At 38.2% G+C, this 13692-nt stretch carries 6 protein-coding genes; 1 reads left to right on the forward strand and 5 read right to left on the reverse strand.

Translation table 11 applies throughout. From position 1 onward, the window contains the following. Positions 1 to 411 precede the first annotated feature (411 nt). From J4G36_RS09875 to J4G36_RS09885, 3 genes are all read right to left on the reverse strand, one after another. Complete coding sequence (locus J4G36_RS09875; RefSeq protein ID WP_210469833.1) at positions 412 to 8196, reverse strand: SpaA isopeptide-forming pilin-related protein; 7785 nt, start codon at positions 8194 to 8196, stop codon at positions 412 to 414. A 321-nt stretch (positions 8197 to 8517) separates the two neighbouring features. After that, entirely contained in the window at positions 8518 to 9627 is a 1110-nt protein-coding gene (locus tag J4G36_RS09880; RefSeq protein ID WP_210469834.1) for a response regulator, read from the reverse strand. Positions 9628 to 9737: 110 nt separating this feature from the next. Further along, positions 9738 to 10340, reverse strand: a complete 603-nt coding sequence (locus tag J4G36_RS09885) for a class D sortase (RefSeq protein WP_483315885.1) — start codon at positions 10338 to 10340, stop codon at positions 9738 to 9740. A 560-nt stretch (positions 10341 to 10900) separates the two neighbouring features. Between J4G36_RS09885 and J4G36_RS09890 the strand changes: the two genes are divergently transcribed. Then, positions 10901 to 11140, forward strand: a complete 240-nt coding sequence (locus J4G36_RS09890) for a hypothetical protein (protein WP_210469836.1) — start codon at positions 10901 to 10903, stop codon at positions 11138 to 11140. A 96-nt stretch (positions 11141 to 11236) separates the two neighbouring features. On the opposite strand, the gene J4G36_RS09895 is transcribed toward J4G36_RS09890, so the two are convergent. Both J4G36_RS09895 and J4G36_RS09900 read right to left on the reverse strand, forming a co-directional pair. Then, entirely contained in the window at positions 11237 to 12589 is a 1353-nt protein-coding gene (locus J4G36_RS09895) for a gluconate:H+ symporter (RefSeq protein ID WP_210469837.1), read from the reverse strand. Between the two features lie 65 nt (positions 12590 to 12654). Then, positions 12655 to 13674, reverse strand: coding sequence for a zinc-binding alcohol dehydrogenase family protein (locus tag J4G36_RS09900; RefSeq protein ID WP_210469838.1), 1020 nt, complete (start codon positions 13672 to 13674; stop codon positions 12655 to 12657). Positions 13675 to 13692 lie beyond the last annotated feature (18 nt).

Consider the following 13692-nt stretch of genomic DNA (forward strand, 5'->3'; position numbering starts at 1 on the left):
CGATGAAAATGAGCGGAGATCTTTTATGATTCAGTGGACATAACCGATGGATTTGATTGCTTGAGCGGGGATTATTAAGAATTGCGCGGACATCATGGGCCGCGATGAAATTGAGCGGACATCTTTCATGATTCAGTGGACATAATCGATGATTTAGATTGATTGAGCGGGGATCTTTACGAATTGCGCGGACATCATGGGCCGCGATGAAATTGAGCGGAGATCTTTTATGATTCAGTGGACATAACCGATGGATTTGATTGATTGAGCGGGGATTCTGACCGATTGCGCGGACATCATGGGCGACGTTACATCATTGACACCGGCCTGGCTGTAAAGCGCCTACCCCTACTCTATTAATACAAAAAGAAAGCCCCTATAGCCAGCAGCTATAAGGGCTTATAAATTCTTTTATGCTTCTCTTCTCTTATTGCGGAATAAGATTGTTCCGCCTGCAATTAAGAAAAGAGCACCAAATGCAATCATGTACAGGAATTGTTCTTCCCCTGTTTGTGGTAGTTTACCACCCGGTGTTACTGGTTTACTTGGATTTTCTGGTTTGTTTGGTGTTACTGGTTTACTTGGTTTTGCTGGTTTTTCCGGTTTAACTGGTGTTTCTGGTTTTTCTTCTTTCGGTGTTTTTTCATTATCCACTGTTAATGCAATCGCTGTTTCTTGTCCGATTACAATTTCAAATGGAATTGGTGTCGAATCTAATTCGTATCCAACTGGCGCTTTGGTTTCTACAAACTGGTAGTGACCAGGTTTTAAATCTTTTATTACTAATTTACCATCAGCGTTTGTTGTTAAGCCTGTTTGTAGCGAATTTCCATCTACATCTTGTAACTCAAACTCTGCGCCAGCTAACGTTATATCAGCATTTTCCTTGTCGACTTTTGTTAACTCGACAGCGCCTGTTGATAATTCGTTAACCATTGTGAGTGTAAGGATTTCAGCTTGGCTTCTATCAATCGTAAACGTGATTGGTGTTTGATCTAGTTCATATCCAAATGGCGCTTTGGTTTCTACGAACTGATAGTCACCTGGTTTCAAATCATTTACAACTAATTTGCCATCTTCGTCAGTTGTAAGACCTTCTTGAAGTGTATTACCCTCGGCATCTTGTAATTCAAATTCAGCTCCGGATAAAGTCAACTCCCCATTTTCTTTGTCAACCTTTGTTAGTTCAACTGATCCCGTGATTAACGCGTTCTCAGCAAGTACTGTGAGGACCACTTCTTGCCCTTTATCAATTGTAAAGTGAATTGGTGTTGGAGCAAGTTGATAATCTGTTGGTGCTTTCGTTTCTACAAACTGATAATTACCTGGCTTCAAATTATCGACAACAATTTTCCCTTCATCGTTTGTTGTCAATCCATCTTCAATCAGGTTTCCATCACCGTCTAGTAAACTAAATTCCGCACCGGACAATTTGATTTCTTGATTGTCTTTGTCAACTTTTATTAATTCAACAGAACCTGTTGTTAACTCGTTACTTACAATGGTGATTGCAATTTCTGTTTGCCCAATATCGATTTTGAATTTGATTGGCGATGCATTCAAATCATATCCATATGGTGCTTCTGTCTCAACAAATTGATAATCACCTGGTTTTAAGTCAGTCACGATAAGCTTTCCGTCTTTATCAGTTGTAAGACCTTCTTGCAATGTTGTACCTTCAGAATCCTGAAGTTCGAATACCGCACCTTCCAAAGTCAACGCATTATTATCTTTATCAACTTTAGTTAATTCAACGGAACCCGTAGTCAACTCATTGCCAACTGTTAAAGCTGGAATTTCTAGTTCTGTTTGGCCAATAATTATCTCAAAGTCGATTGGTTCTTCAAGGAGATCATAACCAAATGGTGCTGCTACTTCAGTGAATTGGTACTTACCTGGTTTCAGGTTATCTACAATGATTTTTCCGTCTTCATTCGTTGTATATGTTGTTTCGTCAAGCGATAGTCCGTCTAACGAAGTCAGTTCGAAGACGACGCCTGACATGGGTGTATTTTCATTATCTACGTCCACTTTTACTAACTTAACAGAACCTGTAGATAATTCGTTTTCAACAGTTAGTAGTGGAATTTCTAGCTCTGTTTGGCCTTTAATGATTTCAAACTCGATTGGTTCTTCGAGTAAGTCATAGCCAAAAGGTGCCTCTACTTCAGTGAATTGGTACTTACCTGGTTTTAAGTTGTTTACAACGATTTTCCCTTCTTCATTCGTTGTAAATGTTGTTTCTGCGAGATCAAGTCCATCTAATGAAGTGAGTTCAAAAACAACGCCTGATAGCGGTGCATGCTCGTTGTCTATGTCGACTTTCAATAATTCAACGGAACCCGTAGTCAACTCGTTTCCAACTGATAGTGCTGGAATTTCTAGTTCTGTTTGGCCAATAATAATCTCAAATTCGATTGGTTCTTCAAGGAGATCATAGCCGAATAAAGTTTTTACTTCAGTGAATTGGTACTTACCTGGTTTCAGGTTATCTACGATGATTTTTCCTTCTTCGTTCGTTGTAAACGTTGTTTCGTCAAGCGATAGTCCGTCTAATGAACTCAGTTCGAAGACGACGCCTGACATGGGTGTATTTTCATTATCTACGTCCACTTTTACTAACTTAACAGAACCTGTAGATAATTCGTTTTCAACAGTTAGTAGTGGAATTTCTAGCTCTGTTTGGCCTTTAATGATTTCAAACTCGATTGGTTCTTCGAGTAAATCATAGCCAAAAGGTGCCTCTACTTCAGTGAATTGGTACTTCCCTGGTTTTAAGTTGTTTACAACGATTTTTCCTTCTTCATTCGTTGTAAATGTTGTTTCTGCGAGATCAAGTCCATCTAATGAAGCGAGTTCAAAAACAACGCCTGATAGTGGTGCATGCTCGTTGTCTATGTCGACTTTCAATAATTCAACGGACCCTGTAGTCAACTCATTGCCAACTGTTAGAGCTGGGATTTCTAGTTCTGTTTGGCCAATAATAATCTCAAAGTCGATTGGGTCCTTGAGGAGATCATAACCAAATGGTGCTGCTACTTCAGTGAATTGGTACTTACCTGGTTTCAGGTTATCTACAATGATTTTTCCGTCTTCGTTCGTTGTATATGTTGTTTCGTCAAGCAATAGTCCGTCTAATGAAGTCAGTTCGAAGACGACGCCTGACATCGGTGCATTTTCATCATCTACATCAACTTTTATTAATTCGACAGAACCTGTAGATAATTCGTTTTCAACAGTTAGTAGTGGAATTTCTAGCTCTGTTTGGCCTTTAATGATTTCAAACTCGATTGGTTCTTCGAGTAAATCATAGCCAAAAGGTGCCTCTACTTCAGTGAATTGGTACTTACCTGGTTTTAGATTGTTTACAACGATTTTTCCTTCTTCATTCGTTGTAAATGTTGTTTCTGCGAGATCAAGTCCGTCTAATGAAGCGAGTTCAAAAACAACGCCTGATAGTGGTGCATGCTCGTTGTCTATGTCGACTTTCAATAAGCTGACGGAACCTGTAATTAGCTCATTGCCAACTGTAAACTTAGGAATCTCGATTTCAGTTTGACCCTTGATAATTTCGAAACCGATTGGATTTTCTAACAAGTCATAACCAAACCATGTTTCTACTTCAGTAAATTGATAGTGACCTGGTTTTAACTTATCGACAATAATTTTTCCTTCTTCGTTCGTTGTAAATGTTGTTTCTTCAAGATCAAATCCATCTAAAGAAGATAATTCAAAGACCACACCTGACATGGTTGCATTGTTGTTGTCCTCATCAACTTTCGTTAATTCGACAGAGCCTGTGATCAATTCATTTTCAGCTGTAATTTTGAGTAACTCAATATCTGCAACTGTTTTAGACTTCTTAATTTCAAAATCAATTACTTTATTATCTAATTGATAATAAGTTGGCGCTTGTGTTTCGATGAATTGATACTTGCCTGGTTTTAAGTTTTCTACAGTAATCTTTCCATCTTTATCTGTTGCCAACGCCTCATCGAGCGTTTCACCTGCTTCATTTAGAAGTTTAAATACTGCACCTTCTAATGTTATTTCTTTGTTATCTTTATCAACTTTTATTAATTCGACAGCGCCTGTTATTAATTTATTAGGTACTTTGACAGGAATTGCGATTTCATTTTTCCCCAGGTCAATTGTAAATTTGATTGGCGTCGGATCAAGTTGATAGTAAGTAGGTGCTTTCGTTTCTACGAATTGATAGTCACCAGGTGTAAGCTTTTTGATTGAAATTTCACCTTTATCATTTGTTGAAATTCCGCTTTGAATGACATTTCCTTCTGCATCTTGTAATTCAAATATAGCGCCTTCCAACGTAACTTCTGAATCGTCTTCATCCACTTTCGTGAGAACGACCGATCCTAAAATAATTTCATTCAGCGCAGTCACTTTTAAAATTGTGTTTTGCGCTGCTACAATCGTAAATTCAATTGGCGTCTGATTGAGTTTGTAACCATGTGGTGCTTGTGTTTCAACAAATTGATAGTTTCCTGGTTTTAAATCAGTGACGACAACTTTACCATTCTCTTCAGTTGTTAAATCTTCTTGGAGCATATTGCCTTCTTCATCTTGTAATTCAAAGATGGCACCTTCTAAAACAGTTTTCCGGTTATCTTTATCGACTTTTGTAAGTTCAACAGCGCCTTTTATAATTTCATTTTTTATGGGGCCAACTGTTAATACTTCAATTTGATTTTCACCAATCGTAAACGGAATCGGTGTATCGTCAACGTGATAACCATGTGGGGCAATTCTTTCAATAAATCGATACTCGCCTGGCTCAAGTCCTTCTTTGTAAAGAATTCCTTTATCGTCCGTAACGAGTAGTCCAATCGTATTCCATTTATCTTCGGCTTTTCGTTGTAACTCAAAGTTTCCGCCTGCTAATTTAACCTCGGAATTTTCACTGTCTACTTTTTCTAGTTGAACAGCGCGGATAATCTTTTGATTCGTAATCGTTTTTTGATTTCCAACTTTTGCTTCATCGTCTTTTTCAAATGGTTGATCGATTGTGATGAATGTTTCTTGATTAATAATCAAGTAACCATCAGGCGCTTCCTCTTCAATTAACAGATAATCACCGAAAAGTAATCGATCAAAAGTGATCACACCATGCTCATCTGTCGTTGCTGTTTTTATAATTGTTCCACTGTCGGCATCTTTCAAAGTAAATGTTGCACCGTTCAGAACATCGCCCGTTGTTGCATCTGTTTTCGTAACTGTTAAACGGCCGATTTCCCCCTTGCCAGTCCCCATGCCAGAAGTATATCTAACTTCAACGCGGCTACTAGATTCGGTTACACCTTCCTCAACATTTTCACCGCTAAATTTAACGGCATTATTCACGTGATCGCCTGGTTTTGCAAGGATTAGTGATTGATATTCTAAAATATACGGTTCACTAATTTCTTCTGTGAACTTCAGTTTGAATGAATATGGATCCTCGCTAAATTCGAGCGTATAATCTTCACCGAGTGTTAACAAATCACCTTTTTTGACAGTTCCGTTTTTAGCTACTTCAGTTGCGTAAAGATGGAATGATTGTTCTAAAAGTGATTGATTTGTACTTGGTGTATCAATGATTGTTGCATTCGTAACTTTTGATTGGGCAAAGTTAATGTTTACCGACCAATCGATAATTTTACCGTTCTGTTTACCCGACTTAGTTGTATACGCCCCACCATGCGGAATCGATACAGTTGCATTCAAATCCGTTACTTTTTCAGTGCCTTCATAAACTGTTGCCGTGTTGGAGTACTTGGCATTTACGAAATGGGCATCTCTTAAACTCGTTTTGTACGTTACCATATAAGGTTTTGTAATTGTATTGTTAAACTTCACTAGAAAACCCGGATTCCCGTCTTTTTCTACCCAGCTAATGGCGTAATCCACACCGGGGATTAATTCTTTTACTTCGGTTCCGTTAGATCCCCCAGTTAAAGACATTTCATAAACTTCAATTGAATCTTTAATCAGTTTTTGATTACCCAGGATAAAGTCTTCCACAGAAGCATTTTCAACTGTTTGAAGATTATAGTTTACCCCAATATTCCAAGTGATTTCTTTTGATACAGCATTGTATGAGCCGTTTTTGAAACCGTTGGATTGTGTGTAATCATCAGGTGTAAAGTTAGATTTTGCTGATTTTGATTGATCAACGCCAGCTTCATCTTTCCAAGTTAGCGTGACACTATTTTGCAAGTAGTTTAAAGCTTTGTCCGTTCTTTGATTATAATCAAAGTTCGTCGTGTACTTTATTGTGTGCGGCGTATTAATCGTACCGGTGAACTGAATAACAAACTCATTCTGGTCATTTTGTACTAAATTATAATCCACACCTTTTTTTAACGTTCCTTTATCATTTGTAATCACGAGGGTGTCAGGCAGAAGTGTGAGTCCTGCGTTCGTAAAGACATCTGTTAATACTACATTATTCATCTTTTGAGCGTCATGGTTAAAGCTGATTGTCCAATCGACTGTTTTATCCGCATAATTTGCATTGCCATGGGATTTAAACAAGATTTGTTGATCAATCCATTGTTCGCCTTTTCCATCATTTTGTTCCGTGCTCACTTTGTTGACAATATTCTCACCTTCAAATACACGGTCAGTTGCTTTTGTTTTATAAACGATTTTATAAGCTTTTTCTACATCATGATTGAATGCAAATGTAAATCCGTTTTTACCAGCTTCGGAAATAGGCGTAATAGTATAACCTGAGTCGATTTTATTCCATCCGACTTCTTTGCCGTTTCCATCAATTGTTACTTCTTCAACTTTAAACGAGTCTTCCAAAAGTTCTTGGCTACCGTTGAACAAGTCTTTTAAAATCGCATCATTTTTTGCGATGTTTTTCTCATTGTAGTTGTACTTGATTTCCCAAGTAATCGTTTGTGTTGCAGCATCATAATGAGCACTTCTTTTCGCTAATGGTGTGCCTCTTTTCACCTGAACAGATGCTGATGCATCCGCAACTTTAGTGTTGTTTGACAATAATGTTGCTTTGTTTTTAAAATCTGTTTGATCTTGATTGATAATATCAGTCGTATACACGAGGCGATATGCCGTCGAGATATCACCACTAAAATCAATAATAAAGTCTGCTCCACCTGCAGTTTTTCCGATTGAATAAGCCCCTGCGTCTACTGCGGCACCTTGAGTAACAGTACCGTCTAATTGAGTGATTAAGTGATACAGCTTGATAGTTCCATCTTTTAATGATTGACCCGCTTGTATTGGATCACTTAATACTGCATTTTTCACTGTTTCCAATGTTTTATTGAAGTCGACTGTCCATTCAATTGTTTCAGTATTATATCCTTTGTTAGGGATACCCTTTTTTTCAACTGATGGTCCGCCTGGGTGATACGTAATCGGCACAACAATTGATGCTTCACCTTCGATTGGCGTGATAATAACTTCCTTATCTTCTGTTACGATAATGTCTTCTCTTAATTCGGTAACAACTTCTAGTGTTCCTGATATATTAGAATGGTTTTCAATATACTCAGTAAACACAACTGTCGCCGTTCCATTCATTGCAACAGAAAAATAACCAACAATATCGCCATTTGGCGCACGCATAGGTTCATTAGTAACAACCTCATACACTTCTAATTCTGTTGGGACTTGAAATGTAAACGTCGATCCCGCCGTATAACCATGATTGTTTTTAAGTGCCCATGTATAATACACGGAAATAATTGAATCTAGGTCAGCACGCTCTATCACATTGCCATTTCGGTCCATGATAACAACGTCTGCGCTGGTGAGTATATTTTCCGTGATTTCAGATGGCGCTGCCTTCGTCACATTCTTTTCATCATTTTCATTAGTCGACTCTTTCACTTCTGTTGTTTCTTTTTGCTCTGACTGAACTTTTTCTGTTTCTGTTTCTGTTTTGGGTTGTGATTCTTCAACAACAGATTCTTCGTCTACAGGCTCGTCAGATTCAACCGGAACTGTTTCCTCGCCTAATTCTTCAGCTTGTTCTTCTTGAACTGATTCTGCTGGTTTTTCTTCATCAACCTCTACTGATTCTTCAATCTCTGTTTCCGTTGTGTCAATTTCAATCGACTCCTCAGGCTCTGTAAATGACTCAGCACTGACTGCCATTGGTCCCAAAATAGTTTGCCCGATAATTAATAACGCTAATGCAAATGCATTAAACTGCTTAAACATGAAGACCCCCCCTTTATTTTTATAATTAATTTAAACTTGTATCTTTTAGATTTTCACCCTTTCAAAAAAAATTATTGCCAACACCCCTTAGGCTTAGTTGGCTAAACCCGAAGGACTATTAACAAACCTCATACCCATAGATAGTACTACAGGGAAACTGAACAATTTCTGAACAATAATTTTCAAGAGCAAAAAGTCCTAGTCATAGACGTGAAATTCCTATATTGGATATCCGCAGTTCGGAATTTAATATCCCTAAGCAATAAAAAAAGACTACAGATCATTCCCAACTCTGGAATGATTTGTAGTCTTTTTTTCATTTTACGAACGAATCATATATTCATTATATATTCCCATGATTTTGTCCGGTATATCAATGCCCAATTCTTCAACCCATACGGTTTTAAATCTCTCTATCACACCAACCAATTTTACTAAATTATTCGTTCTTCCATAGAAATCTACGAGGTAATAAACAAACTCTTCGTTATACGGTTCTAATTCCAACATTTTCACAAGACAAATTTCTACTATTCGTTGCTGATTGTCCATTTCTTGAAGTGCGTATTTTTCTAACAAATTTAGGTAATTGTTTTTCATTTTATACTGTGTAGACAAGGCCCAATGATAGTCCTCTTCCTCCAAGAAGTTGCCTTTATATAACTCTACCATGTTCTCCACCAAATGCGCGGACAGCTTGGTAGACCCAATTATTCGTTCGATTTCATGAAAATCACTTTTAACTGGAACATTAATGATGTAATGTTCATTGATCAATTTAACCGGATCGACAAATCCAATTTCTCGAAGCAATTTTCTTAGTTGATACAAGGTGGTATGCATTAATGCTGCCGCCCGGTCCTCAGTATAATCTTGCCATATGTCATCTAAAATTCTAGACCTATGTATTGGGGTTGGATTATGATGCCATAAATACAAAAAAAGTTCTTTCACTTTTTGCGTACGCCATTTGATTTCTTTACTATTCGGGCAGAGCAAGTTGAAACTCCCCATTGTTTTGGCGAGCAAATATTTCTCTGTCACATTTTCTTCCAATATATTCTTATGATTTCGCCGCCTCGTCCGTAGTTCATCGATTGTCTTTCCTAATCGTTCGCTACTGACAGGCTTAAGTAAATAATCAACCGCAAATACCTCAAATGCCTCCAACGCAAACTGGGCATGAGCTGTCACAAAAACAATATCGAGATTAGGAAGTTTTTTAATTAATTTTTCAGCAAGTTGAAGGCCATGGAATTCACCCATTTCCATATCTAGAAAAATTACATCTGCGTTCAAATCTGTTATTTCCTGTAACGCTAACTCGGGATCTGTATATTTCCCTACAATTTCTATGTCTTGAAATTTACCAAGTACAATTTCAAGCACTTCAACGGCAAGTTGCTCATCATCAACTAAAACTACCTTCATTAACCTTCCCCCCTGGAATGATTATCGTAATTTTTGCATGGACAGATATTGAAATACTTCACGCACTTTTCCTTCCTTTGTATAGCTTATTCTTAAACGATAAAACACAACTACTCTACAATTGTATCAATGAGGACACCTTTTACTGCTACGCGTTCTTTGCCGCTTATTGTACAAGTTATCATCGTGATTTCATTTAGATCTTTTTTATCGTCTAGAACACCTATATTTGTCGGTTCAATCACTTCTGAACTTATGATTTCATAAACAAATGTTTGATCAGATGAATGCAAATAAACTTTCTCCCCCATAGGCACTTCAGCTAAGTTGCTGAAATGACGTCCATCCCGATATCCCCTATGTCCTGCAATTGTGAAGTTGCCTTTTCCCGGAACCTGGTCTTCTTTAATTTGCGTCAGTGCGATGGCTAAATTCTCTTCAGTTGTACGATTTAAAACTTTTTGTTGGATATTTATATAAGGGATTTCCAATTCTAAAACATTTTTTATTTCTTCTTCAGTAAAAGGAAGATTGTCAATTTGAGATAAGTCCACTGGTTCACCGTCTGATGCTTCAATTAGGGATAAAGCTTCTTCTAATGCAGTCACACCCTGTCCCTGCTTCCACTCGTGATACAGCGGAATGGAGATTAAAATTAAGCCAATCAGCAAAAATAAAATCCCGAGAATCAATCTTCTTTTATTCAATTTCACACCCCTAACTTTATTCTTTGAGTTACCTTATAGTTTACCATTATTTTCTAATAAAAAAGTGTAAATTTTAGATTTGCTTATGAATTCAATAAATCTACACTAAATCTAGTATATTTTATCGACATTTTGTATATACTACTAGTCACAGAGAGGCGGCACTCCTCTGTCCCGCGTATATGGGGCACTTTCGACGGAAAGTGGAAAATAATACCTACGCCTGTCCAACTGGGGACGCCACCCAGCAGTGCCGCAACCAATTAATTGGTAAATAACACTCAAAACGACTAAAGTATGCGCTCAAACGACTAATAGCACATTCAAAGTGACTAAAGCGCACAATGAAAAGCCCAATGAGCCCTTCAAAGCGACCAATCCATACGCTCAAACGACTAAAGAGCACACCACCCTACCTACAATCCAATGATAAACTCAAAAAAGTCACCCATTCTAAAAACTTGGATGACTTTTTATTTTTTCTAATATAGTTAATTCCCAGCGCAATAAATTGGGGAAAAATGGTTTACAACTTTTCAAATTACTCAATAAGGGAGTCGATGTTGATGGTGAATTACGCGACCTGCGTAAAATGCGATAATGAATTTGCTGTAGGTAAATGGAGAGCTATAAACATTTGCCCAATGTGCAGTGCCGCTATGTTAGTTAGCGATATGGACAGTGACACCTACGTTCCTGAAATAAACTTATACGAAGATTATTCTTCTGACGATTACGATTCAGCCGATTTTTATGAGAAAGGACCGCGTGGGGATTTGCTAAGATACATGGATGATCTTGAATGATTGAGTAAAAGGTTTAGCTTTGGCTAAACCTCCAAACCTTTCTTCACAAACAACAAAAAAGGTCCGCCAGAAATCGGCGAACCTCTACGATTAATTTTATACAAATAGGCTTAATAATAAAACGAATCCAAGACCTAGAACTGATATAAGTGTTTCAAGAACTGTCCAAGTTCCGAATGTCTCTTTCATTGTTAATCCGAAAGATTCTTTAACAATCCAGAAACCAGTATCATTTACGTGAGAAGCAATGATACTACCGGCACCCGTTGCCAACACCATTAACTCTACGTTAACGCCCGTACCCGCCATCAATGGGATAACGAGTCCAGCTGTTGTCAAAGCAGCAACTGTCGCTGATCCTTGCGCGACTCTTAAGAGAGCGGCGATAAGCCAAGCTAGAATTAGCGGTGAAATTGTACTCCCATCAAAAATCTGCGCAACGGTATCACCAACCCCACCATCTAATAACACTTGTTTAAGTGACCCGCCGGCACCAAGAATAAGTAACATCATACCGATGGCCGCAATCGAACTTTCCGCGGATTGCATGAGCTGTTTCATCGGGATTTTTCTGGCAGTCCCCATCGTAACTAACGCAAGTAATACAGAGAGCAACATAACTGTCGTTGGCGCACCGATTAATCCAATCAGGTCAAAAAACCAGTTTCCTGATACCCCCATGGCATCCTCGAATAAAACAACAATCGTTGAAAGCGCCATCAAAATTACTGGGAATAAAGCAGTGAACGCACTGATACCAAAACCTGGCGTATCTTCTAAGTTAAATTGTTTCGCATTCCCTATAGAAGCCATACTTCCTGTAGGTTCCTTTTCAAAAGCAGAAGGAACAAGTTTTCTAGCAATGATTGTAAATAGTGGTCCAGCGATAATGACAATTGGAATCGCGATCATAAAACCATAAAGCAAGACTAATCCTACGTTTGCATCGTATTGTTGAGCAATAACGGTAGGTCCTGGATGCGGCGGCAAAAATGCATGTGTCACCGATAATGCAGTCGTCATCGGTAGACCTAACCAGAAAAATGATATTCTTAATTGCTTAGCAATCTGATAAACAATCGGAATTAATAATACAAGACCAACTTCAAAGAACAAGGCAATTCCGAGAATGAATCCGGCAACAACAACTGCCCATTGAATTCTCTTCTCGCCAAATTTCTCAATTAATGTCATGGCGATACGTTGCGCACCGCCCGCATCTGCGATCAATTTACCTAAAATTGCCCCAAGTCCAAAGACTAATGCAATTCCTCCTAGGGTATTTCCCATACCCGTCTGAATAGTACCAACGATTTCATTGAACGGCATTCCTAAAGCAAATGCGATCATGAATGAAACAACGATTAATGAAATAAATGTATTCACATTAAATTTCATGATTAATACGAGTAATACGATAATCCCTAAAGCAACGATTATTAACGGCATTCTTCTATTCCCCCAACTTCTTCAGTTAAATATTTTCGATGAAACCCCTGGAATCTAATCCAGTATCACTCAAACTCAATAATCGCTTTGCGAACTAATTGAGGATTCTTTTCTATGAACTCGAATGCTTCTTTAATTTGACTGACTGGAAACTTATGTGTGACTAAACCATTATGCGTTAATTTCCTATCATTGATTAGCTCAACAACTTTTCCAAATTGATTCGTCTGCAATCTTGAACCTGTAATTGTTAATTCTTTTTTTGTAATTTCCATTTGAGCAATGGAGGATGGTGTCGCATTGAAACCTAATAAAACAATATTGCCTGCAACTGAAGCCACGTTAACACTTAACTCAAATGTTTGTGGTAAACCAACCGCGTCAATTACAACATTTGCACCTTCATCATGTGTAATTTCATTGATTTTTGTTTCTACATCGACTTCAGAAGGATTGATTGTGTGATCTGCGCCATTTTCTTTTGCAAATTCCAATCTTTCATTTGTATAATCTGAAATAATAACATTCGCCCCGCGTAGTTTCGCCATTTTAAGAACCGTTATCCCGATAGGTCCAGCACCTTGGATAAATACAGTTTGTCCAGCTTGGACGTTCCCTCTCCATGTTGCTTGGGCCCCGATTGTATAAGGTTCAGCCATTACTGCCTCATCCCAATCAATTTCAGGATTCACTTTATGCACTTGCTTTTCCGATAGGATGGCCACTTCTCTCATACCGCCGTCTTCATGGACACCAAATACAGACACTTCTTTACATACATTCGGCCTGCCATTTTTACAAGCGTAACATTCGCCGCAATAACGAATGGGTTCTATGACGACATGATCACCAACAGCTACGTTTTTTACATTCGCGCCGATTTCTATTATTTCTCCAGCGACTTCGTGTCCGACAATTCTCGGGTACGTCGCAAGCGGATTTGTGCCGTGATAAATATGCATATCTGACCCACAAATACCAACTCTTTTAATTTTCACTTTTACATCATCAGGTTGTTCTATCATTGGTTCAGGAATCTCTAGTATTTCAATGACGTTTGCTTCTGGAATTCTAACCGCTTTCATTTATCTACACCCCTTAGT

This window comes from Sporosarcina sp. 6E9, assembly GCF_017921835.1.
In the GTDB taxonomy this organism is placed as follows: Bacteria; Bacillota; Bacilli; order Bacillales_A; family Planococcaceae; genus Sporosarcina.

Bases quoted from the DNA above. Each gene is read 5' to 3' on its own strand.
- J4G36_RS09875 (WP_210469833.1), bottom strand. From the start codon at position 8,196: ATGTTTAAGCAGTTTAATGCATTTGCATTAGCGTTATTAATTATCGGG.
- J4G36_RS09880 (WP_210469834.1), bottom strand. From the start codon at position 9,627: ATGAAGGTAGTTTTAGTTGATGATGAGCAACTTGCCGTTGAAGTGCTT.
- J4G36_RS09890 (WP_210469836.1), top strand. From the start codon at position 10,901: ATGGTGAATTACGCGACCTGCGTAAAATGCGATAATGAATTTGCTGTA.
- J4G36_RS09895 (WP_210469837.1), bottom strand. From the start codon at position 12,589: ATGCCGTTAATAATCGTTGCTTTAGGGATTATCGTATTACTCGTATTA.
- J4G36_RS09900 (WP_210469838.1), bottom strand. From the start codon at position 13,674: ATGAAAGCGGTTAGAATTCCAGAAGCAAACGTCATTGAAATACTAGAG.